We start from the raw sequence: 24,162 nt of genomic DNA, 5'->3' as shown, positions 1-24,162 counted from the left end.
TACGACTCATCTATTCCTCATCAATCCGTCTTGCGTCTGTATCCGCCTTCTGTTCACAATACCGCTCAAACGTATAATCCTTAAAGTACTTTTTCTGAATATACTGGATAAAATAACTGCCGCTTTCGCTAAATGGATCAGTTACCTCGTCATCCACAATTGCAATGCCCAGCGTCCGTACACTATATTTTAGCCCGTCTAGCTCTTGCTGAATGTGTTCAGCCGATAGATTCGTAATATAATCGCGAACCTGCTGAGACAGCTCGTGAATATATGATTCCAGCAGATCACTTTCGACTTGTTTGGCTTGCTGAGAAGCGATATGTTCCTCTTCCAGACCGGAGCGTTTTTTGCGGTAATCGGTTTTGAGCGCAGACATTGTATATGCGGGAATATCCTTGATTCTGCCGCGCTTGGCATCGGCGCGCACCACGTCCAGATTTTCAGCGATATAATGCTTGTCATACTGCGACAACACCTGATCAATCGCTTTCGCTTGCAGACCGAATTCCTCTTTGAGCTGCTGCCGCAACCGAGAGGACGTATGATGACGCGCGCTCGCAGGCTTGTCGGGATCGGAGAGTACACTGGCTTTGGCATCGGCAGACTTGCTACTGAGCAGAAACTTGATCTCCGTAATTTTGCGCCCCGTCTTCATTTCCTCAAATGAAAACGAAATATCGGTATGCTTGTTAATCTCCTGCTGTGCCTTAACGAGTACACGTTTTTTGAAATCGGCATACACCGGATACTGATCCTCAATGCCGAGCAATTCCTTGAGCCGCTGTACCGTAAATGTCCGACTACCGATTCGCTCATATTGCTTGAGCAATTCGTAGATTCGCATTGCATAGGCGCTTTTCAGCTTAATAATATCGATCAGCCGATAGGTGGTGAACTTTTCCTTCAGTTGCAGTAGATACGGTCGTAGCTTGGGCGAGAATTCTACTTCAACGACGCCTTCACCGGGAAAATATTCCGCAGACGCGAGCCAAGTGACCTGCAAATTATCATGCAGATAAAACGGCTGCGACATCAGGCTATATGTATAATCTTTAATTTGCTGATGAATATTTTTATTCTTTACACCGATCATCTTCGCAAATTCAGAAATTTTAAAACGATATGGCTTGAATTCATCATCATGCGGGGAAATGGTACTGATTAGCACAATGACAATCCGCATTTCAACGACCCCTAATTTCAATGGTGTCTCGATCAAGTTGTTTGCTTTTGTAACGAGGTTGTTGCCACGCATGTCAATTCCTCCACAACAGATAATACAGCCCATTATATAGTATAAATGAGTAGAAACATAGAGTGAAGACAACAACAATCGCCTTGTGATGTTTTCCTCTTGTTTTACATTTCTTGTTTTCACTGTTTTAAAATATTTACTTGTTTTAGCTCGCCAGCAAGTCAAGAATATCAGGAGTTTTTCGTCTTTTAGATGGACGAGTTTAGGGTAAAGTATGACTTTTTTAGGGTGAGCGATGGTCGTTTTTAGGATATAGTGTGGACGGAATTAGGTTGTAACGATGGACAGAAATAGGATGTGAAAGGACACTTTTAGGGCGAAAGAGGACAGTTTGAGGGTGAGTATGGTCGAAAATAGGGTGCAGCAGCATGACAGAGAGAATTGACCCTATTTTTGTCATAGTTGCAAGATGTACTTGCGTGTATCGTATGAAACGATGATAGAATAGAACGAGATGTCACGGTTTGCACCCTAAATTTGTCCATAGTAAAGCAACGGAATCCTGTCGTATCAAGGATGTATCCGAACGATTCAATATATGAAATACGCATTCACGTGTTGTTCGCAATTGCGCTATTTTGACTTGGATGACTGAAAACCGCTATTTGGTTGTATTCGTCTATAACTTATTATTAGATATAACAATCGTATAGCTAAGGATATAGTGAAAAGGCAGTTTCTTGATTTTTACCGATGACGGTGATATGATTTCACCATCACGCTGCATGAAAGAAGGCAGCTCGTGGTTGGCAAGTGGAGTATACAATTGAATAACGTTTATCCTCGGGGCGGGGCGAAATTCCCCACCGGCGGTGTTGAGATATGGGATTGCGATGTGCAATCTGTAAGCTCTAAGTCCGTGACCCGGCAGATATCTGATGATGTCTGGCGGTGGATCTGGTGAGAATCCGGAGCCGACAGTATAGTCTGGATGGGAGAGGAACAGGACAGGTCTGACCTAGGTGCAGGCGCTGTCCGTATGGAGATGTATGCGTTTTGGGACAGATAGGAATACAGGAGTGCCGACTGGAAGTGGCTTATTTGGCTGCATCCTTGTTTGAGGCTATGCCTGTATATCATATTGCTTTCTCCCAAAATGCAAGCTTATGCCAAACCAAACTGCACGGCAGTATCTGCAAAAGGAATGGGTCGATCACATTCGTATGCAGTTCGTTTGCGCATGATCTATCTCTATTTTCTGTCTATTTATGATGCCCCGTAGTACCGGAATGATGCCGGTCTGCGGGGCTTTTCGCGTTTTCGGATTGTTCACACAATATAATTTTGTTACTATGTTATAAATGGTAACTAAATGAATGTTGTGATCTATTGTTCTATTTCTCATTTATGACGAAGCAATAGATTCCATTATATTTTGCACAAGACGAAGGAGCCCTGAGGATGAATTTGTTAAACGATGAATTTTATATGTCACTTGCACTGGATATGGCGGAGCGTGCGCAGGGGCAAACGGAGATTAATCCGGTTGTCGGCTGTGTCGTTGTAAAGGACGGTCGTGTCGTCGGCATGGGTGCGCATTTGAAGCGTGGCACCGGACATGCGGAAGTACATGCGCTTAATATGGCAGGCGATGAAGCGGAAGGTGCGACTGCCTATGTCACGCTCGAACCGTGCAGTCATTATGGCAAAACGCCGCCTTGTAGTGATCGACTGATCAAGGAAAAGGTAAAACGTGTCGTCGTCGCAGCCGTTGATCCGAATCCGCAGGTAGCCGGTTCTGGTATTGAGCGTCTGCGCAGTCATGGCATCGAGGTAGTGACCGGTGTGCTTGCCAAACGTTCCGAGCGTCTCAACGAAACATTTAACAAGTACATCACTACCCAATTGCCGTTCGTTACTCTGAAGACAGCAAGTACGCTTGACGGTCGACTCGCGTCCCATACTGGCGATAGCAAATGGATCTCCAATGCCGCTGCGCGTGAACGTGTACACGGTATGCGTCATCGTCATCAGGGCATTATGGTCGGGATCGGCACAGTACTGGCAGATGATCCAGAACTGACGACTCGCACTGAAGTCCCCGGCTTGCATCCGGTACGCATCGTTATCGACTCGACACTGCGTATTCCAGATGCAGCACGTTTGCTGGATATCAGTGTGGCACCGACGATAATCGTGACTACCGTAAGTGCTAGCAAGGAGCGCATCTCCCAACTGGAAGCACGCGGAGTACGCGTCATCGTCAGCGGCGAAGGGCAACATGTCGATCTGAAGCAGGCGATGACGCTGCTAGGCAAACTGGAAATTTCGTCGATTTTGCTGGAAGGCGGTGGTCAGCTGAACGGCGCGATGCTGGAAGCCGGATTGGTTGACCGAATTACGCTGTTCTTCGCACCGAAGCTGATTGGCGGTCATATTTCAACCTTTACCTTCGACGGTTTTGACAAGATGAATCAGGCAGTCACACTGGATGAATTGGAAGTAGAGACGCTGGACGATAATGTGTGTATCAGTGGTCTAGCACGCTACCATCACCAGTAAAGCTCTTGTTATACATGTTCATCGTAACGTTTGGCTTATCCATCATGCAGCATAGTAGCTCCAACGATAAATGGATTCCAATTGAAGGAAGGTGATGATACATGTTCACCGGGTTGATCGAAGAAATCGGTACACTGAAAAAAATAGACCGACGCGGCGAAGCGATGGTGCTTGGTATTCAGGCATCGCATATTATGCCCGGTCTGCTGATCGGCGATAGTGTTGCCTGCAATGGCGTCTGCCTGACGGTAACGACGATTGCTGGCTCTCTGTTTACGGTAGATGTTATGCCGGAGACGTACCGATTGTCTAGCTTGAAGGATGCACGTACTGGCAGTCCCATTAACCTGGAACGAGCGATGGCTGCGAATGGTCGCTTTGGCGGTCATATTGTGCAGGGACATGTGGATGGTACGGCGAGTATTGAACAGATTGAGCATAACCAGAATGCAGTCATATTCCGTATTAAGCCGCAGCATGCTGATCTGTTTCGCTATATTATTCCGAAAGGCTCAATTACAGTAGATGGAATTAGCTTGACGGTGGTGAGCGTAGAGAGCGGCAGCTTTACGATTTCGATCATTCCGCACACGCTCAAGGAAACCGTGCTCGGTCATCGAAAGCCGGGCGATACCGTCAATATTGAATGCGATGTGCTGGGCAAGTATGTGGAGCATATGCTGCGTTACCGTGAAGCTACACCGAATGATGCGGCAGGTGGTACAGGTGGCGGTTCTAAGTTGACCGCTGACTTTTTACAGCAAAACGGATATTTGTAAATGAACACACAGGTAGAGGAGGCGGAGAAGATGTCCGAGGAGCTTTCCGGCCTTCACCGGATTGAGGAAGCAATACACGATTTGCAGCAGGGCAAAGTCGTTATCGTTGTTGACGATGAAGATCGCGAGAATGAAGGCGATTTTATTGCACTGGCAGAACAGGCAACTCCGGCAGTCATTAACTTTATGGTTACGGAAGGGCGCGGGTTGGTGTGCATGCCGATTACAGCGGAACGCGCGGAACAATTGCAATTGCAGCCGATGGTTGCGCACAATACTGATTACCATGGTACAGCGTTTACTGTGTCCGTCGATCATGTCGGTACGACGACTGGGATTTCCGCACATGAGCGCTCTATTACTGCGATTGGCATGACCGATCCAGAGGCTGGGCCAGAGCAGTTTCGTCGTCCAGGGCATATGTTTCCACTGATCGCCAATTCCGGCGGCGTGTTATCCCGTCCCGGTCACACCGAGGCGGCGGTTGATCTAGCGCGTCTTAGCGGTGCATATCCGGCTGGTGTCATCTGTGAAATCATGAACGAAGATGGCACAATGGCACGACTGGATCAGCTGAAGCAGATTGCCCACAAGCACGATCTGAAGCTGATCAGCATTCAGGAGCTGATAGCTTACGTACAGGATCATCAAGAAGCATTGCATGGCAAAGCCTGAGGCTGTAGCATCCCACATTCTAATACAAAGCGAGGAACCTATTCATGGCGAACATTTTTGAAGGACACTTAGTTTCCCAAGGATTGAAATTTGGTATTGTAGTTGGACGTTTTAACGAATTCATTACAAACAAGCTGCTGAGCGGCGCACTGGATGCTCTGCAACGCCACGGAACAGCGCAGGAAGACATTGATGTTGCTTGGGTACCCGGTGCATTCGAGATTCCGTTAATCGCTCAGAAGATGGCACAATCCGGCAAATACGACGCTGTCATTACACTTGGCACAGTCATTCGTGGATCGACGACGCATTACGACTATGTGTGCAACGAAGTTGCCAAAGGCGTCTCCGCGATTAACCTGAAAACTGGCGTACCAGTCATCTTCGGTATCGTCACAACAGAAAATATTGAACAGGCGATTGAGCGTGCAGGCACCAAAGCTGGCAACAAAGGCTGGGATTCTGCCAATGCTGCAATCGAGATGGCGAATCTGTCCCGCCAGTTTGCAGACTAATCTAGTTCTCATTTTAACTTCATCTATATGCAATTTTTCACAAAAAGAGGCTGTCCGAAAAGGATTGAGCCTCTTTTTGCTGAATATGTATAGTCATGCCTTCACATTCAGGATAAAATAAGGGTTATGTGATAAGCTGACCTGTGGGCGTTATGATCTGGTTATGCCCTACGGAAGTCCAACATTGAATTAAAGGAGTGTGCCTGTGACTGTACTATACAAACTCGCCACGTTTGAAGGGCCGCTCGATTTGCTGCTTCACTTAATTGATGAATCGGAAATTGATATCCAGAATATCCCGATCAGTGAGATTACCGATCAATATCTGGATTATCTTCATAGTATGAAAGAGCTTGAACTTGAAGTGACCAGCGAATTTCTGGTTATGGCAGCCACGCTGCTATCGATCAAGAGCAGATTGCTGCTGCCGAAGCCTCCAGTTATGGAGATCGACGATTTTGATTATTATGAGGAAGATGATCTCGATCCGCGCGCAGAGCTGGTACGTAAGCTGGTGGAATACCGCAAGTACAAAGGAATTGCCGGTCATCTGCGGGAGCGCGAGGAAGAGCGGGGCTTGATTTTCACCAAGGAGCCGGAAGATATGACTCCATTTGTAGCGAGAGTGAACTACAATCCGGTCGAAGGGTTACATACGCTGGATCTGGTGGAAGCTTTTCAAAAGGCATTGCGCCGGGCGACACGCCGCGAGCGCATTACGACCATTCAGCGTGACGAGATTTCCGTCAAGGATCGGATACGCGAAGTGGCAGATCGGTTCCGCGGTCTGACCAAAGGGGAAAATATGCTTTTTTCCACATTGCTGCATGAAGAGATGATTCGTCATGAAGTCGTTGTGACGTTTCTAGCGATATTGGAAATGATGAAAATGCGGCAGATTTCGTGTTATCAGAGTCAGCTATTTGACGATATTGTGATGGAGTGGAGAGGAGAAGTCAGCATTAATGAAGTCCCAGAAGTTGAAAGCAGTTATTGAAGGTATGCTCTTCCTGTCGGGAGAGGAAGGGCTAAATGTACGTCAGATTGCCGAGGTGACCGAGCAACAAACGGAAACCGTGCAGATCGCTATCGACGAACTGCAAGCAGATCTGAAAAAGACACGTCGTGGTATTCAGATTGTGAATATCGCAGGCAGTTATCAGCTGTCTACCTTGCCCGCACACGCCGCTTATTACAAACGGCTGGCAGACTCACCTAACCGTTCTTCACTGTCGCAGGCGGCGCTAGAGACGCTGTCTATCGTGGCGTACCGACAGCCAATTACCCGAGTTGAGATTGAGGAGATCCGTGGTGTCAAAACCGACCGTGCGATCTATACGCTCGTGAACAAGGATTTGATTCAAGAAGTCGGTCGCGCCGAAGCGATTGGACGCCCGATCCTGTACGGTACAACCAAGTCGTTTTTGAATTATTTTGGACTGAGTGGTCTGCGCGAATTGCCGGATGCGTCGCAGTTTGAAGATAACGACAATCTGGAAGAGGAAACGCAGCTGCTGTTCCATCGTCTGGAAGAACAGACGTATGGTGAAGAGATTGCAGCGCTGGAAGAGATCGGTGAGGAATTGATCGAAGTCGCGGAGGAAGTGCTGGAGCGCCCTGACGTGGAAGCGCCAGAAGAAGAGAAATATCCTTCCGCATCGGATCAAGATCATTCTAAAGAATAACGTAGGATCATAGATACATGATCACCGAGCAATCCGATGATTATGATGTTATTACAAAAAAGCAGGTGAACCGGATAAGCTACGGTCACCTGCTTTTTCTATATTCTACTGATTGTATAATTGCTAATGATTGACTATATTACAACTTCTTCTGCACAGGAATATAAATATCCATCACCAGATTCTCATCCCCATAGCAACGCTCATCATACAATTCAAAATCAGCCGCGTTGGCATCATATACATACCCTGAAGCTGGAAACCATTCGTTGAAAATATACTTGGTTGTACCTTGAATCGCTTGGATGAATCCGCCATCCTGACGCTGCGCAGGTGGGGTAGTAAACACAGCATACGTTGCTGATGGTAACGTTGTCGTATACAATTCCTTCGGTACATCGTCAAACTGCGCAACCTCTACACCGATCACATACGTAAATTGCTCAGACTGCGGCGAATTCATAATACAGGCGCCATATTCGCCATGATGCACAGGCTGTACTACATCGTGCAGCATATGTCCCCAATGTTCCTTATTATACCGATCCCAAAAAGCAGGAATATCCGATAGATTTTGTCCATTGGCTGACGTTTCCAGTGCATAGCCTGCCAGTTGAATTGCTGGTTTGGTAATAAAGGTAGGTCTCATCATCATGCCTCCGTTCAGTTGATAATTGGCAAGCTTGTGCAGATCTACTCGTTCAGGCACATAACCGGTCGCATGCATGCGATACCGCTCTGGCGACATGCCATACACTTTGCCAAAGGCTTTGGTGAACCCGGCATGGGTCTCAAAACCATAGTCCAATGCAATCTCCAGCAATGTTTTGGGATATGCCATATCTGCCGCAGCATGAGCAAGTCGCCGCCGCCGAATGTAATCCATTACCGACAACCCGGTGTGCGCTTGAAAGATTTTGTAGAAATGATACAGCGAGAAGCCTGCCAGACTTGCCAGTTGTTCCGCAGATAGCGGTTCTTTGAGATGATCTTCAATATAATCGATACTTTGCTGTATACAGACAATATGATCCATACGTCATGCCCCTCCCGATCGGTATCTGTATTGTAACAAAGGTGCAGTCAGGTCGTTTGTCCATTTTTGTCATGATCCTTATGTAAGTTGAGACTGATAGAAACGAGAAGATCACATCACAGCAAAAAGAACCGATTCGACACGATGATACGAGATCGAAACGGTTCTTTTGGTAGGAAGCATATCTGTTTTTAATTTCTTATTGGGTTTATGCAAATATAAACGAACGATTATGGACCTTACTCACTACGCAGCGTAACATTTTAAACACGTTAGTGAAACCCAGAGTTACTTTTTCAGCAGCAAATACAGGAAATACGGCGCCCCGATAAAAGCAACCACAATCCCTGCCGGAATACCATCCGGGTCGGACAGATTGTGACCGATCGTATCGGCGAGTAACAGCAGCCAGCCGCCGATCAGCACGCTGACTGGAACGAACAGCTGGTGACGCGGGCCGACGAGCGCACGGGCGATATGCGGAGCCATCAGCCCGATAAAAGAGATACCGCCGGTAACCGAAACCGCAGCCGCTGCCAGTGCTACAGCAGCCAGCATAAGCAGAATGCGATCACGCTGAATGTGCACCCCTGCACCGACCGCCGTTTCTTCATTCAATGCCAGCAGATTGAGCGTCCGGCATTTGTATAAAATATACGGAATCAGCACAATCAGCCACGGCAGCAGCGCCAACACAAACGGCCAATCGGTACCCCACACATTCCCTGCCAGCCAGCGAGAGATAAAGTCTACCTTTTCCCGGCTTACCGACGAGATCAGCACGATCATAATACCAGACATTGCTAGCGAGAATCCGACACCGGTAATGATCAGCTTGATCGGCTGCATTCCGTCTCGACGACTGTATGAAAAGACATAGATCAGAATGGAGATCAACAGCGCCGATACAAAGGCAACAAGCGGTAGCATATACACAAAACTGCCTACATCCAGCGGAGCAAACAGGAAAAATACACTTACCCCGACGCCTGCTCCGGCGTTAATCCCAACGATACCCGGATCAGCTAGTTCATTGCGAGTAATGCCCTGCAATACTGCACCTGCAAGCGCCAATGCCATGCCAGCGAGTAACGTAATCACCATACGCGGCAAGCGAACGGAAAAGATAACGAAATTCTCCACAAAGCTACCCTGACCGAGCAATGTCGGAATAATCCGATCATATGATACCGCAGAAGCGCCAATGCCAAGTGCAATCGCCAGAGTTCCCAGTACGAGTACGGTCAGCAGTAGCATAATCAGCCGCTGATGCCGTGCCGTCTGCATTTGTTTGATCATAGCGAACGCACCCCTTTACGTACAACGATCAGGAAGAAGGGGAGACCAATAATAGCGATAATAGCAGCCAGCGGCGTTTCGTACGGCGCATTGATCATACGCGCCATCGTATCAGCAAACACCATAAAGGCAGCACCGAGAATAGCAGACAATGGCAAAATCGTCCGATAATCCGTACCTGAGAACATACGTACAAAATGGGGAATCATCAAGCCGACAAACGCCAGATTACCAACCAGTGCGACCGCTGTACCTGCCAGCAGAATGATCAGGATGAACATGATGATTTTGATCTGCGTCGTTTTCAGACCGAGACCGACTGCGGTGCTTTCACTGAGGCTGAGAATCGTTAATTGACGGGACAGCATGATCGCTACAATCAGGCAGATGACGATTACAGGCGTCATAGCTTGAATCTGTCCCCATGTTGTACCGATCAGACCACCGGATGTCCACATAGATACACTTTTAGCAATTTTGAACTGCAAACTGATTCCATCTGCAATTGCTGTCAATAGTGCGGATACCGCCGCACCTGCCAGCACCATGCGCATCGGTGACATATTGCGTTTACGAATAGCTGATACACCGAATACGAGCAGTACACCGATCGCTGCACCAACAAAACACGTCACCATAATACCGAAATAGCCAATACCCGGTGCAAATGCCAGTACCGCTGCCAGCGCCATACTTGCACCAGCGCTCAAGCCGAGCAGACCCGGATCAGCAAGCGGATTGCGAGTGAGTCCCTGCATAATCGCACCAGCTACACCAAGTGCTGCACCGACCAATACACCGCCAACTTCACGGGGCAACCGCAATTCACGAATGATGGAAATATCGTCATTGTTGACGCCAGGATTGAAAATGGCATTGCGCACATCGATCAGCGAGATACTTTTGGCACCGATCATAATGGCAGCGATGAAAATAATCGCAAACGCGATCAAGCTAAGCACCAATTGAAGCGGAAAATAGCGCAGACGCTTTTTGGAAGTTGAAGTTTTCATTACCCTATCCATTCCTTACGTTTTTATTTAGAAAAAAAGGAACGCAAGGCGTTCCTTCTCTCTGCTACATATGTGTAATTAGGATTGACCGAGCAGTGCTTTGGTGATGAAGTCCAGCTGATAATCCAGCGTGACAGCATCATTGAAGTAGAATCCGCGAGCGTCGGCTTCATACACGTGTTTGTTTTTGACAGCCGGAATATTTTTGTACGTATCGGTATTTTGGAAGGACAGATCAACATCCTGTGCCTTGCTGTAGAATACGTAGTCACCCAAGTATTGCGGCAACACTTCTAGCGACAATGTGTAATATCCGTCTTTCGCAGTCATTTCTTTTACTTTTTCTGGCATTTTCAGACCCATTGCTTGATAAATGATCTCAGTACCACGACCCCATGCATCGCCGAATACGTACAGCGATTTGGTATCGCCTTCCATAACGGTTACAGTAGCATCGGCACCGATTTTGGCTTTGATTTCATCGCCTGCTTTGGAAGCACGAGTTTTGAAATCATCTATCCATGCTTTGCCTTCGTCTGCTTTGTTCAGCGCTTTGGCAACTTCTTCGATTTGAGTCAAGTAATCAACTTTATTGTAAGTATACGTAACGAGTGGAGCGATCTGCTTCAGCTTGTCCGCATTTTTTACAGTGTTGCTTGCAATGATCAGATCCGGTTTCAGTTCAATGATTTGTTCCAGATTGTCCGCGGATACTTGTTTTACGCCATCCAGATAAGGTTTGAATACCGGGCTATCCATCGTCCACGAATCTACGCCGACCAATGGTACATCGAATTGCATAACATCACCTGCAAAGCTATCTAAAGCAATGACGCGTTGTGGATGAGCAGGTACTTCAACCGGTCCGGTTTCGGACTGATATGTAATCGTCGTTGCGGCATCACTGCCCGCACTGCTGCTTTCTTCATTAGAAGCGGCGCTATTCGTTGCTGTACTGCTGCTCTGCTGATTGCCGCATGCGCCCAGTACCAGAACCAGTGCCATCATCAAAGGTATTAACGTTTTTCTCATGCTGAAAATCCCCTTTTTCTTAAAATGAAATTGATAATCATTATCATGTATAACAATAAAACTTTAAGTGGATAAAGGATATTTGTCAATATCTAATTTTGTATACATCTGCATACCAGTGTGCTCGTTATAGAGGTGAAATACCGCAACATTCAACCAAATTTCTTTTAACAATTCAATACAAATCGTACAATATTGCATGTATACAAAGATGCACGATCATGGTCAATGTTTGCTGATTCCGTTGTTACAGGCGCTGGCTCAATTTGGAGAAGTAGATAACGCTTACAATAAGCTTGAAATGGATTTGCTTCTTATGTAGGTACGTAGTAAGGTGAAGGCATAACCTTATGTTGAAAGGATGATACACTGATGAGCAATGTGCAATCAACGCCTTACAGTCAGACCTTATCCAACTGGAAATTCAAAGCAATAGATGAGCAGGAATGGCTAGATGCTCAGGTGCCCGGAACTGTACATACCGATCTGCTGGCACACGGCAAAATTCCCGATCCCTTTTACGGTACGAATGAGAAGGATGTACAGTGGATCGACAAGAAGGATTGGGAGTACATATCTACGGTTTCCATTGAAGAAGCGGTATTGCAGCAGTCGCATGTGGAGCTAGTATTTCACGGATTGGATACGTATGCAGATGTGTATCTGAACGATCAGCATGTGTTGTCAGCTGACAATATGTTTCGTACATGGCGCGCCGAGGTCAAAGGCTACGCTCAAGCAGGTGACAATACGCTACGCATCGTATTCCGTTCGCCGATCAACGAAGACCTGCCCAAGTTGGAAGCGCTCGGTTATCCATTGCCAGCCAGCAATGACCAATCCGACGTTGGAGAGCTAGGCGATAAACGAGTCAGCATCTTTGCACGCAAAGCGCCGTATCATTACGGTTGGGACTGGGGGCCACGATTTGTAACGAGCGGTATCTGGCGCAAGGCAGAGCTGGTAGCATGGTCGGATGTTCGGATTGAGAGCATTCATATTCGTCAGGATCAGGTCACTGCGGAGAGTGCTGAATTGACTGCCATTGTACAGATCTATTCGGAAAGCGAGCGTAAAGCAAATCTGCATATCGCTACCGAAAACGAAAACTGGGAGCAGCAAGTAACGTTGCAGGAAGGAACGGATATTATTGAATTGCCGATTACGCTGGATAACCCGCATCTGTGGTGGTCGCGTGGTCTGGGCGAAGCGAATCTGTATACGTTTACAACAACAGTAGCAGATCCTGCCAGTCAAGAGACGCTGGCTTCGCAGCAAGTACGTACGGGTATTCGATCTATTCGTCTCGTGCGTGAGCAGCATGAGGATTTGCCGGGCACTTCGTTCTATTTTGAAGTGAACGGTGTACCGGTATTCGACAGGGGGGCGAATCATATCCCGAATGATAGCTTCAGTCCGCGTGTCGATTATGGGCGGTATTTGCATGAGATTGTGTCAGCGGCGGACGCCAATATGAATATGCTGCGTGTATGGGGCGGCGGTATTTATGAAAATGACGAATTTTATAATCTGTGTGACGAGTACGGGATTCTCGTCTGGCAGGACTTTATGTTTGCTTGCAGTATGTATCCGGGTGACGAGGAGTTTCTGGATAGTGTGCAGGCGGAAGCAGAGGATAACGTACGCCGTCTGCGCAATCATCCGTCCATCGCGCTCTGGTGTGGCAATAACGAGATCGATTCGGCATGGTCGCATTATGTGGAAGACGGCGGTTGGGGCTGGAAAAAGGATTATACAGCCGAGCAGCGCGAGCAAATCTGGGCAGATTACGAAGCTGTTTTCCATGAGTTACTGCCAGATGTCGTGCAAACGGAAGCACCGGGTGCCGAATATTGGCCTTCCTCACCATTGGTTGATCTGACTGGTGACGAGAATCAGCATGCCCGTTCCTTGACCGATAGCGGCGATATTCATTATTGGGGTGTGTGGCACGGTAGTGAGCCATTTGAGAATTACAATGTGCATGTCGGTCGCTTTATGAGTGAATATGGGTTCCAATCGTTCCCGGAATATCGTTCCGTGCGTACGTATGCCGAGGAATCTGATCTGGAGCTAGAATCGGAAGTGATGCTGCGTCACCAGAAGAATGGTGCTGGTAATCGTCTGATCAAAGAATACATGGACAAGTACTTGCCAGAGCCAAAAGATTTCCCTTCCTTCCTCTATATGAGTCAGATTTTGCAAGCGGAAGCGATGCAGATGGCAATTGAGGCACATCGCCGTAATAAGCCGTATTGCATGGGTACGCTGTATTGGCAAATGAACGACTGCTGGCCGGTTGCTTCTTGGGCAGGGATGGACTATTTTGGTCGCTGGAAAGCCCTACATTATTATGCCAAACGTAGCTTCCGTGATCTGGCAGTATCAGTTGATGGTACAAGTGGCGAACAGTTTGACATATATGCTATTTCGGATATTCTATCTCCGGCTGCATTGACGCTGCGGGTAAAAGTACTCGGATTGGATGGCGGTCTGTACAAAGAAATTCCACAATCGTTCCATCTAGCAGGCGGCGATTGTGTGAAGCAAGTGTCACTGTCCCGCGATCATCTGCTGGATGGTGTTGCTCCGGAGCAAGCGGTATTGCTAGTAGAATTGGAACATGAAGGCGAGATCGTAGATAGCAAGCTGAACTATTTTGTCCCAGCCAAGGACGTTGTGTTGGAGCAACCGAACATTACCCTGACCGAGACAACTGAGAATGGCGTGAGCGTTATCCAGTTGACTACTGACAAGCTAGCGCGTCAAGTATGGCTATCCGCAGATAACACAGGTGAATTTAGTGATAACTATTTTGACCTGCTGCCGGGACAAACGTATACTGTCTACTTCCGCCATATGGCTGCTGTACCGCGCCGCAATGCACAGCAACCGGAATACGGTGCACGTGCTGCTTACTTTATGCCGATAGCTGCAGAAGGATTGAAAGTAACGTCGATGGCGGATTATATCAACGTTTAATCTTAGGTGAGAAGTGCTTATCATTTCCTATCTATATAAAGAGATGTGGAATGCAATCAACGAAGTGCCAGGTGATCCTAGATCATCTGGCGCTTTTTAATATGCAAACTAAAATGTGCTAATTTGCATACTGTCTTGTGATTTTGTTCGCGTATGAGTATCATTAGTGTGAGGTGAATTGACTATTATGGAACGATTGCAAAAAATACTGGCTCAGGCAGGGATCGCTTCGCGTCGTAAAAGTGAAGAATTGATTCTGGCGGGAAAAGTAACCGTCAACGGTGAAGTGGTCACGGAGCTTGGAACGAAAGCCGACCCGACTGTCGATGAGATTACGGTGAACGGACGCTCGATCGCGGCCGAGAAAAAAGTATACTATATGCTGAACAAACCTAAAGGGGTTATTACAAGTGCTTCCGATCCGGAAGGTCGCAAAACGGTACAAAACTACATGGACGGTGTCAAAGAACGCGTCTATCCGGTCGGTCGTCTTGACTACGATTCGGAAGGCTTGCTGATCATGACCAATGACGGCGAACTCGCAAACTTCCTCACTCATCCGAAGCACCATGTACCAAAAACGTACTTGGTTACCGTCGAAGGCGTACCACACGGCGAAGCACTGGAGAAATTCCGTCAAGGCATCAAGCTGGAAGATGGTATGACCCAGCCTGCCGAAGCTGAATATTATGATGTAGATACCGACAAAAAGCAGGCAACGATTCGTGTAACGATCTATGAAGGCAGAAACCGCCAGATCCGTCGCATGTTTGAAGCGCTCTCGCATAAAGTAATCCGTCTGAAACGTATTTCCTTTGGCGAATTGCTGATCGGTAACCTGAAACGCGGTATCTATCGTCCGCTGACCAAACAAGAAATCGATCAATTGCAAAAAGGAAGCAAGTAATCCAGTTCTACCGAACGATCTCTGTTTTACCATAACTATTGAATATTCCGTCGCACAGCTAGGAGGCATTAGGGAATGAGTGAACCAATGAATCGTATTCTGGTAGTGGATGACGAAGAGCGTATTCGCCGTCTGCTGCGCATGTATTTGGAAAAAGAAGGATATGAAATCGAAGAGGCTGAAGACGGCGAAACAGCGCTGCGCAAAGCGCTTGCCGACGACTATGGTCTGATTATGCTGGATTTGATGCTGCCGGGCATTGACGGGATCGAAGTGTGTAATCGTCTGCGTCAGTCCAAGTCGACACCGGTGCTGATGCTTACTGCTAAGGGCGAAGAGGTTAACCGTGTACAGGGCTTTGAAGTGGGTGCGGATGACTATGTGGTCAAACCGTTCAGTCCGCGCGAAGTCATTTACCGGGTGAAAGCGATTATGCGCCGCTCGTCGGCAACCGCGTATCTGTCACAGGAGACGAATTCCAGCAACAATATCGTATTCCCGAATCTGATCATCGAGCATGATGCACACCGGGTAACGGCAAGTGGTTACGAGATTAGCCTGACGCCAAAGGAATATGAGCTGCTGCATTTTTTGGCAACGTCGCCGGACAAAGTATTTTCCCGTGAGGAATTGCTCAAAGATGTATGGAACTATGAATTTTTCGGCGATCTGCGTACCGTGGATACCCATGTGAAGCGTTTGCGTGAAAAATTGAATAAAGTATCTCCCGACTCCGCCGCCATGATTACTACGGTCTGGGGTGTAGGCTACAAGCTTGAGGTGCCGAAGTAAGTGGATTTCTGGAGAACGCTTGTCGGGAAACTGTGGCTGACGATCAGCGGTCTGGTGGCGTGCGTACTGCTGACGCTCGGATTGTTTCTATTGCCGTACATTGATACGAACTTTACCAATTCGGATGCGATCAAGCGTCTGTTTACGTATGTGTCGATTATCGGATTTACGATGACGACGTTTTTTGCCTTGTTCTTGCTGACCAAGATTACACAGCCGATGCAGCAGTTGATTCAGGCGACCGATGGTATTCGGAAAGGAAAGTACAATACCCGTCTGGATCTGCATACTAGCGATGAGATCGGTCAACTGGCAAGTGCCTTCAACCATATGGCAGAAGAATTGGAGAAAAATATCCAGAGCCTGCAATTGGAAAAAGAACAGATGGCGAGCGTGCTGCGCAGTATGGGCGACGCAGTTATCACCTTTGACAAGCAGGGCAATATGATACTGCATAATCCGCTAGGCGAGATGATCATGGACAGTTGGCACAAAACCGGTTGGGAGCAGAGCGGCAACAGCGAAGGCACAGCCGCATCGCGTGTGCCGCAACCGCTATACCCGATGTTTGAACGCGTTATTCGCGAACGGCAGGAGGAAAGCTCCAATATCCATGTGAAGCAACAGGTGTGGGCGGTCAATATGACGCCGCTCTATTCTGGCGAGGATGTGCATGGAACCGTATCGGTGCTACGTAATGTAACAGAGGATGTGCGGGCAGAGAAGATGCTACGCGACTTTGTTGCGAATGCGTCCCACGAGATTCGTACGCCGCTGCAAATGATTCAGGGCTACAGTGAGGCGCTGCTTGACGGCATGGCTTCGTCGAAGGAAGAGAGCGACGAGCTGGTGCAGGTCATTTATGAGGAGTCGCTACGTATGAGCCGACTTGTACAAGATTTGCTTGATCTGTCGCGTATGGAAGCGGGACATATGGATATGGGCTTTGACGAAATGAAGCTGAATGAGCTGATGGAGCGTATGGATCGCAAATTCTCCGTCCGTGCCAAAGAGCGTGAGTTAAAGCTGGATGTGATCTGTCAGCCTTCCTTGTTGCTTATTGAAGCAGATACTGATCGGTTGGAGCAGGTATTTACCAATTTGCTTGATAACGCCTTCCGTCATACACCGACAGGCGGGCATATTCAAGTGAAGGCAATGCTGCAAGGCGAGCAGGTGGAGGTTACCTTTACCGATACTGGCGCTGGTATTCCACAGGAGGATCTACCGCACATCTTTGAACGCTTTTACAAAGCCGACAAAGCACGCGTGCGCGGCGAATCCGGTGGTACTGGACTTGGATTGGCAATTGTACGTAACATTATTGAAGCGCATCATGGTGTCATTAGCGCGGATAGTGAAGTGGGCAAAGGCACAACCTTTACCTTGCTGCTGCCGCTGCGTCATACCGAGCGTGTATGATGCCATCGTAAGCACTGGAATGTAGAAATCGAGAAGCACCGCTAAACATACGTATCGCACAACCTTGTCGGTCAGCGATTTGTATGATTAGCGGTGCTTTTTGTACATAAATCTGTTTGATGTCCTCAATCCGTGGGACGATTGTTTCTACCAATACAGCAGAAACATCTAGTGTTGTGCATATATATGTAGAAAAGTTGAATAATTTCTTCATCTATTACGTAATAAAAGGATATAAAGGATATTATTGGTTTTTCAGTTTGGGATGAGTCATACTAAAAGCAGTAGCAGTAGCAGTAGCAGTAGCAGTAGCAGTAGCAGTAGCAGTAGCTACAAAGTGAAGAGACACAACGTCATGCGCAACGATGAATCGGCAGAGCTATGTATAGCTATACCGTAATGAAAAGGGGAGCATAACGATGGCAAAACGTAAGTACAAGACCAACATAACAGGAAGAATTATCGCCGCAATCTATCTTATATTCGCCTATCAGTTCGCAAATGATATATTCGGTAATCCAATATCGGGATATCCATTTGGTTTATTCTCGCTGATTCTGCTTGGAGCCTTCATCATTACGACTGTGTTTGATCGTTTTGTAAAATACGACTTTTTCAGAAATGATCAATAAATGATAATAAAAAATAACAAAAAGCAGCAATGTCAAAAGACAAAAAAGCAGCAACGTCCACCGTTTATAGGTAGGCGTTGCTGCTTTGGTTTTGGCATAGTGTCATCTATTATACAAGCACAACTTCCTGCGCCGTATTCAGATTTGGCAGTTCTACCAGTCCAAGCAGAACTTCCTTCGGTACATCTTTGTCCACAGTCAGGATCATGATCGCTTCGCCGCCTTCATTTTTCCGTCCTACTTGCATGGAGGCGATATTGACGTCCTTCTGACCGAGCAGGGAACCGACATTACCGATGATGCCCGGTTTATCGGTATGGGAAACGAGAATCTGGTGACCTGCTGGCAGAACGTCAACCGAATAACCGTTAATACGTACGATACGCTCACCGTAGCCGCTCAGCAGCGTACCGGCAACCTGCTGGCTTGTTCCATCCTGACCTTGCAGACTTACTGTAATCAGGTTAGTAAAGCCGCGTGTCGATGGCGAGCTGGTTACTACGACATTCAGATCACGAATTTTCGCGAGATGCAGCGAGTTAACGATATTCGCTTCCGAACCGAGATGACGGGCAAGAATGCCTTTCAAAATATAACGTGTCAGCTGTTGTGTATCCACTTCGGACAATTCGCCTGCATATTCAATACGAATCTCTTGAATTGCCTGAACCGAGATTTGAGCGGCAAAGCTGCCCAGTTTCTCACCAAGGCTAAAGTATGGTTGTAGTTTACTCATAACGCTGGCAGCAACAGGAGGCATATTGACTGCATTTTTGAACGGCTCATCACGCAAAATATGCAGTACTTGCTCGGACACGTCAATCGCTACGTTCTCCTGTGCTTCGACGGTCGAAGCGCCTAAGTGAGGCGTCACGATAATATGCGGGTTGTTCAGGAATGGGTGATCTGCTTGCGGAGGCTCGCTTTCGAATACGTCAAACGCTGCACCAGCAACGATACCGTCTTCAATCGCTTGTACAAGCGCCAACTCATCCACGACACCACCGCGTGCACAGTTGACGATACGCATCCCTTTTTTCATAATCGCAAATTGTGCAGTGGATATCATATGCTTCGTTTCTGGAGTGAGCGGCGTATGCACAGTCATAAAGTCGGCGTGTTGCAGAATGTCATCTACACTTGCCAGCTTGATTCCCATTTTGTCAGCGCGCTCTTGGGTCAGGAATGGATCGTAGCCGAGAATGTCCATGCCGAATGCTTTGGCGCGCTTGGCGACTTCACTACCGATCCGACCCATGCCGAGTACGCCCAGTGTTTTGTTGCGCAGCTCGACGCCGAGGAACGATTTGCGATCCCAAGTACCGTTGATCGTCTTGGCATACGCCTGTGGAATGTGACGGGCAAGCGCCATCATCATTGCAAAGGTGTGCTCACACGTTGTGATCGTATTGCCGTCCGGGGCGTTGATTACGATAATCCCGCGCTGGGTTGCTGCTTCCAGATCGATATTGTCAACGCCGACACCGGCACGTCCAACGACTTTTAAGTTGGTTGCAGCTTCCATAATGCGAGCCGTTACAGTCGTCTGGCTACGCACCAGCAGTGCATCGTATTCGCCGATAATGGCAATCAGTTCATCTTCGCTCAAACCTGTTTTCTTTTCCACCGTAATGTCGTTTGCATCCACCAGCTGTTGAATTCCCAGATCGCTGATCGGATCGGATACCAGTACCTTAAACATTGTGTTGTTCCTCCTCCAGAATGGTCATTCGTTTTCAACATTCGCAATAATCGTGAGTGAACTTGTAAATGTACAGCATAATTTATATAAACATTTGCCTCTGTCGCCAGCGCTGACACGCAGCGGCGAAATGTCAATATTCCGTATAAGGTCTGTTCAAAATCGCTCTGTTCAAAGCATGCAAGATCATTGTTTGTGCAGCGTCTATTCTGTTCACAGATTTAGTTAACTATAACTGGTTACCGAATAAACGCAGTAACGCATAAAAGCGAAAATCATACAAAAAAAGCGCTCATCTCCGCACTACAATTGCAAACTGTAGCAAAGGGACGAGAGCTGTCGTGGTACCACCCTAATTCGCTGTCCTCTCACGAGGGTCAGCCTTATGGTCAAATTGAACTTGACCGGATCGCTAACGGGATCATCCGACTGTACCTACTAACATTTCAATACAGTGACTCGGGAGCGCTCAAAGCATCAATCGGTTTACCGGTTTGCACCAACCACCGGCTCTCTGAAAACCTGATTCGAAGCTTTTCTCCTTCATTGGCGTTCTCAATGATTTAATTGTTTCATAATGTAACATGGGTTACATGCCATGTCAATAACCATTTTTAAATCAAAACACGAATATTCAAGATCGATAGGTCTGAAATATACGTGTTCTATCCACTTGGCTTTTATTGTAGCGCACAACTATGCGATAATACAATGAAAACAAAGACGATTTTAAATCGTATACAAAAAATAGGTACATCGGTGTTGTGAAATGACAAGCAAAATGGGCATTAGGGATGAATTGGTATTGCTTGCTATGGCATCGTTGTCGGCCATGTTATAATACGTATTCCAAATGCTTGTTATCTACCTGATGACTGTAACTATCAAAGGATCGTGACTATGAAAAAGAAGAAAATTCGCTCGTTCAAGCTGCAACGCGTCAAGCCGGAGCAATTAACAGACCGGTTGTTGCTTGCCAACTTATATTTGACACAAGGATTGACGTTGCTTGTTGGATTGATCTGGATCTGGGCGCAAGGACGCAATCCATTGACGTTATCGAAGTTACCGACGGATTTGAATTTTGTATGGTGGGGATTAGGACTGGCGGCAGCGATGCTGGTAGTTGATCTGTTTCTCTCCAGAGTAGTGCCGGACAACAGCATGGACGATGGTGGAATCAACGAGATGATTTTCAAACATCGACCGATCTGGCATATTGTGATCATCACGCTGATCGTCGGCGTTTGTGAGGAATTATTGTTTCGTGGTGCGCTACAATATGCGTTCGGACCGTACTGGACGAGCATTATTTTTGCGGCGATTCATTTTCGTTATTTAAAACATTGGATTCCGACCGGCTGGGTGTTTGTCAGTAGCTACGCTCTTGGGTATATTTATATTGAATCCGGTACATTATGGGCACCAATTTTATGTCATTTTATGATTGACCTGATATCCGGTCTGATTATTTCGTTGCGGAGGGAAAAATGAGCGAACGTCTAAGCCGGTTGAAACGTTATGGTAGTAATCGGGATGAAGGGTTACTCACAAGTGGACGCATTAAAATGCCTGGAGGTCGCAGCAAGCGATCATCGCGCACAGTGAGACAGGCAGTTTACCAGCCTGCACTGGCTGATGGGCAAGTGCTGGAACAGGATGTTGATGGAGAAGAGGAAGAAGATGAGGACAAGGAATATGCGCCTCGCAGCACGATCTATCCATCACGCAAAATCAAGCTTGCCAAGTTTTTCTATGGTTATTTGATTTTTATGTTTGTCGTATTGACCAGCATGCTGCTCTGGTGGGGCTTCCAATTGTCCGGCTTTACGCTGACATGGAGCTGGTTCAAGCAATTGATTACGTAAATGGATCACCAAAAAGCAGCCTCGGTTTACTCATCCGAAGCTGCTTTTTGTACGTAGTTATATGATAAGCGCATTAGCGCATTTCAGGCTCGATGCTGTTGGGATCGACGAAGGTGTAGCCTTTTTGCTCCAATTTGGTAAGCAGGCGATCCAGTGCTTCCACGGTCCACGGTAACTCGTGCATCAGAATGATGCTGCCGGAATGCAGCTGATCCATGACGTTAGTAATGACCGCATCCGGGTCTTTTAGGTTCACCCAATCCAGTGATCCGACCGACCAGTTCATATACAGCATATGATGCTTATCTGCGAGTGCATGCACTGTATCGTTAGTAGCGCCGTTTGGCGCGCGCAGGAAGCGCGGTGATTCATTAATCGTATCTTCGATCAGCTTCTGCGTGTCCTCGATTTGTTGCGTAACCTTCGCTTTGGATTCATTTTTGAGTACGATATGATCCTGCGTATGGTTACCGATAATACCGCCGCGGTCATGAATCAGTTTCAGCAATTCAGGATGAGTTTTGATCCGATAGCCATTGACGAAAAAGATCGCTTTGGCGTTATGCTTGTCCAGCGTATCCATCATGCTGTTGATCATTTCCTTTTCCTTCGGACCATCGTCAAATGTTAGCAAAACGACTTTTTTCGGTGTTTCCTTGGATTCTTCATTCGGAATGATATTGTAGTTTTTGTCCATATGATAGGTGTACGTAGCAGGTGCTTCTGCTTGATCATCGGTTGTGGATTCACTTCCAGATGTTTCACCGGTTGCTGCCGTTCCCGTTGCTGGAGTGGTGCTCTCCTCATTGGATGGGGCAGTCTCGCCAGTTGTCGGTGTGGTTGTCTCGCCGCTGCCTGAGCTGTTCTCTGTGTTGGTGGTAGCAGAAGGATTGCTGCCCGATGATGTGTTAGCTGCCGTATTGTTTGCTCCCTGACTGCTGCATGCAGACAGCAGAAGCACGGATAGTAGCAGGCAGGCTGCTGTTTTGTTTTTCATGAATGTCACACTCTTTTCCCTATGTATTGTATAGCAAAACGCATATGTAAATTAAACCCATAACATACAGCAAAAATCAATCACATTTCGTAACTTTTGCATATCCGGGCATACACCGCATTTTATTAACCTTGCTGCGGCGCGGCTGAATCATTTTTTGCTGAATTTGCGCTGTGATGCAGCAATTCGTAATAGTACGTTTTATTGCGTGCATTTACGGATAATAAATGGTAACATAGTGAATATAGCATTGCTATATTTATCATCAAATGAATAGGGAATAGATGACCGGTCAGCTGACTGGATCATAACCTATGTTTTTAAGGGGGATCCTATCATGAAAATAGAAAGATTGAGCTCAGACAAAATACGGATTTTCCTTACGTTTGACGATCTAACTGAGCGCGGGATTCAAAAGGAAGATATGTGGCAGGAGATTCCAAAAGTACATGATCTGTTCACAGAGATGATGGACCAGGCTTATACGGAGCTTGGATTTGACGCTACCGGTCCGCTGGCAGTGGAAGTATTTGCACTTCCTGCACAGGGTATGGTAGTTATCGTTACTCGCGGTAAATACGATCAGCATCTGGGCACGATGAGCGAAGATGATCTGGCGGATGAGATATACGAAATGGAAGTCACATTGGAGGAAACCGATTTTATCGCGTATTCCTTTAAGGATTTTGAAACGTTGATCGAAGCGGCACATACATTATCGCAAAATGTGACCGAAGCCGGTCGATTGTACCACTATAAGGATCAATGGGTATTCACATTGGATCCGGCAGAGGTGGACATGTCCAAACATGCCGCTCTGATCGCGGTACTGGCCGAATTCGGAGATGCAACATCATTGACGGAAGCTGTGCTGGATGAATACGGCAAGGTTGTTATGCCGGAACATGCCATCCAGACGATCTGCGAGCATTTCCAGCGCAATGATTGATTAAGATGAGGCATCCGGGTAGTCCTTCATTCTAAATAGTCAGAACCGGCCGGAAGGAGTTCCTGTTGATCCATTGCAGATCATGATTTGTCTGCCGGTCGTCGGGCTATTTTAATG

Annotated in this window: 20 protein-coding genes, 1 pseudogene, 1 riboswitch and 1 other annotated feature; of the genes and pseudogenes, 14 read left to right on the top strand and 7 right to left on the bottom strand. The window is 47.1% G+C overall.

What is annotated here, in order from left to right; translation table 11 throughout:
* Nucleotides 1-10 precede the first annotated feature (10 nt).
* Entirely contained in the window at nt 11-1,258 is a 1,248-nt protein-coding gene (locus tag ACDE64_RS15080; RefSeq protein ID WP_411347362.1) for a replication initiation protein, read from the bottom strand.
* 775 nt (nt 1,259-2,033) lie between these two features.
* A riboswitch (FMN riboswitch) is annotated at nt 2,034-2,205 on the top strand.
* A 454-nt stretch (nt 2,206-2,659) separates the two neighbouring features.
* Between ACDE64_RS15080 and ribD the strand changes: the two genes are divergently transcribed.
* The 6 genes and pseudogenes from ribD to scpB all read left to right on the top strand — a co-directional run bounded on the left by ribD (nt 2,660) and on the right by scpB (nt 7,414).
* A complete protein-coding gene (ribD, locus tag ACDE64_RS15075; RefSeq protein WP_411347361.1) occupies nt 2,660-3,760 on the top strand; it encodes a bifunctional diaminohydroxyphosphoribosylaminopyrimidine deaminase/5-amino-6-(5-phosphoribosylamino)uracil reductase RibD in 1,101 nt (366 codons plus the stop codon).
* A 101-nt stretch (nt 3,761-3,861) separates the two neighbouring features.
* Nucleotides 3,862-4,539, top strand: coding sequence for a riboflavin synthase (ribE, locus tag ACDE64_RS15070; protein WP_411342958.1), 678 nt, complete (start codon nt 3,862-3,864; stop codon nt 4,537-4,539).
* A gap of 30 nt (nt 4,540-4,569) precedes the next feature.
* Nucleotides 4,570-5,193, top strand: a pseudogene (gene ribB / locus ACDE64_RS15065) (3,4-dihydroxy-2-butanone-4-phosphate synthase); the annotation flags it as partial.
* 65 nt (nt 5,194-5,258) lie between these two features.
* A complete protein-coding gene (ribE, locus tag ACDE64_RS15060) occupies nt 5,259-5,729 on the top strand; it encodes a 6,7-dimethyl-8-ribityllumazine synthase (RefSeq protein WP_411347360.1) in 471 nt (156 codons plus the stop codon).
* Between the two features lie 205 nt (nt 5,730-5,934).
* Complete coding sequence (locus ACDE64_RS15055; RefSeq protein ID WP_411342956.1) at nt 5,935-6,726, top strand: segregation and condensation protein A; 792 nt, start codon at nt 5,935-5,937, stop codon at nt 6,724-6,726.
* Nucleotides 6,695-7,414: an SMC-Scp complex subunit ScpB gene (gene scpB / locus ACDE64_RS15050; RefSeq protein WP_411347359.1), complete on the top strand. Its 720-nt coding sequence runs from the start codon at nt 6,695-6,697 to the stop codon at nt 7,412-7,414. Before ACDE64_RS15055 ends, scpB begins: the two co-directional genes overlap by 32 nt.
* Nucleotides 7,415-7,553: 139 nt before the next feature.
* On the opposite strand, the gene ACDE64_RS15045 is transcribed toward scpB, so the two are convergent.
* From ACDE64_RS15045 to ACDE64_RS15030, 4 genes are all read right to left on the bottom strand, one after another.
* Nucleotides 7,554-8,450 (bottom strand): effector binding domain-containing protein, encoded by an 897-nt coding sequence (locus ACDE64_RS15045; RefSeq protein ID WP_411347358.1) that lies wholly within the window; start codon nt 8,448-8,450, stop codon nt 7,554-7,556.
* 288 nt (nt 8,451-8,738) lie between these two features.
* On the bottom strand, nt 8,739-9,749 hold the full coding sequence (locus ACDE64_RS15040) for a FecCD family ABC transporter permease (protein WP_411342953.1): 1,011 nt from the start codon (nt 9,747-9,749) through the stop codon (nt 8,739-8,741).
* Nucleotides 9,746-10,762 (bottom strand): FecCD family ABC transporter permease, encoded by a 1,017-nt coding sequence (locus ACDE64_RS15035; RefSeq protein ID WP_411342952.1) that lies wholly within the window; start codon nt 10,760-10,762, stop codon nt 9,746-9,748. Before ACDE64_RS15035 ends, ACDE64_RS15040 begins: the two co-directional genes overlap by 4 nt.
* Nucleotides 10,763-10,840: 78 nt before the next feature.
* Nucleotides 10,841-11,794, bottom strand: a complete 954-nt coding sequence (locus tag ACDE64_RS15030; RefSeq protein WP_411347357.1) for an iron-hydroxamate ABC transporter substrate-binding protein — start codon at nt 11,792-11,794, stop codon at nt 10,841-10,843.
* Between the two features lie 372 nt (nt 11,795-12,166).
* On the opposite strand from ACDE64_RS15030, the gene ACDE64_RS15025 reads away from it, so the two are divergent.
* The 5 genes from ACDE64_RS15025 (at nt 12,167) to ACDE64_RS15005 (ending at nt 18,529) form a co-directional block, all read left to right on the top strand.
* On the top strand, nt 12,167-14,776 hold the full coding sequence (locus tag ACDE64_RS15025) for a beta-mannosidase (protein ID WP_411347356.1): 2,610 nt from the start codon (nt 12,167-12,169) through the stop codon (nt 14,774-14,776).
* 187 nt (nt 14,777-14,963) lie between these two features.
* A complete protein-coding gene (locus ACDE64_RS15020; RefSeq protein ID WP_367059366.1) occupies nt 14,964-15,683 on the top strand; it encodes a pseudouridine synthase in 720 nt (239 codons plus the stop codon).
* 75 nt (nt 15,684-15,758) lie between these two features.
* Nucleotides 15,759-16,475, top strand: a complete 717-nt coding sequence (locus tag ACDE64_RS15015; RefSeq protein ID WP_411342949.1) for a response regulator transcription factor — start codon at nt 15,759-15,761, stop codon at nt 16,473-16,475.
* Nucleotides 16,476-17,897, top strand: coding sequence for an ATP-binding protein (locus ACDE64_RS15010; protein ID WP_411347355.1), 1,422 nt, complete (start codon nt 16,476-16,478; stop codon nt 17,895-17,897).
* A 419-nt stretch (nt 17,898-18,316) separates the two neighbouring features.
* The gene (locus ACDE64_RS15005; RefSeq protein WP_411347354.1) at nt 18,317-18,529 is read left to right on the top strand and encodes a hypothetical protein; all 213 of its coding nucleotides are present in this window, start codon (nt 18,317-18,319) and stop codon (nt 18,527-18,529) included.
* 109 nt (nt 18,530-18,638) lie between these two features.
* Here ACDE64_RS15005 and serA read toward each other — a convergent pair whose 3' ends face one another.
* Entirely contained in the window at nt 18,639-20,231 is a 1,593-nt protein-coding gene (gene serA / locus ACDE64_RS15000; protein WP_411347353.1) for a phosphoglycerate dehydrogenase, read from the bottom strand.
* Nucleotides 20,232-20,553: 322 nt separating this feature from the next.
* Nucleotides 20,554-20,787, bottom strand: a binding site (T-box leader).
* Nucleotides 20,788-21,131: 344 nt separating this feature from the next.
* Here serA and ACDE64_RS14995 point away from each other — a divergent pair.
* Nucleotides 21,132-21,725, top strand: a complete 594-nt coding sequence (locus tag ACDE64_RS14995; protein WP_411347352.1) for a CPBP family intramembrane glutamic endopeptidase — start codon at nt 21,132-21,134, stop codon at nt 21,723-21,725.
* Nucleotides 21,722-22,099 (top strand): hypothetical protein, encoded by a 378-nt coding sequence (locus ACDE64_RS14990; RefSeq protein WP_411347351.1) that lies wholly within the window; start codon nt 21,722-21,724, stop codon nt 22,097-22,099. The genes ACDE64_RS14995 and ACDE64_RS14990 overlap by 4 nt, the downstream gene beginning before the upstream one ends.
* Before the next feature lie 73 nt (nt 22,100-22,172).
* On the opposite strand, the gene ACDE64_RS14985 is transcribed toward ACDE64_RS14990, so the two are convergent.
* Nucleotides 22,173-23,096, bottom strand: a complete 924-nt coding sequence (locus ACDE64_RS14985) for a polysaccharide deacetylase family protein (RefSeq protein WP_411347350.1) — start codon at nt 23,094-23,096, stop codon at nt 22,173-22,175.
* 337 nt (nt 23,097-23,433) lie between these two features.
* On the opposite strand from ACDE64_RS14985, the gene ACDE64_RS14980 reads away from it, so the two are divergent.
* Nucleotides 23,434-24,045, top strand: a complete 612-nt coding sequence (locus tag ACDE64_RS14980; RefSeq protein ID WP_411342942.1) for a genetic competence negative regulator — start codon at nt 23,434-23,436, stop codon at nt 24,043-24,045.
* The last annotated feature ends 117 nt before the right edge of the window (nt 24,046-24,162 follow it).

The organism is Paenibacillus sp. WLX2291, from assembly GCF_046603665.1.
Taxonomy (GTDB): domain Bacteria; phylum Bacillota; class Bacilli; order Paenibacillales; family Paenibacillaceae; genus Saccharibacillus.
The sequence above is the reverse complement of the archived record's forward strand: the minus strand, read 5'-3'. Positions and strand labels throughout refer to the sequence as shown.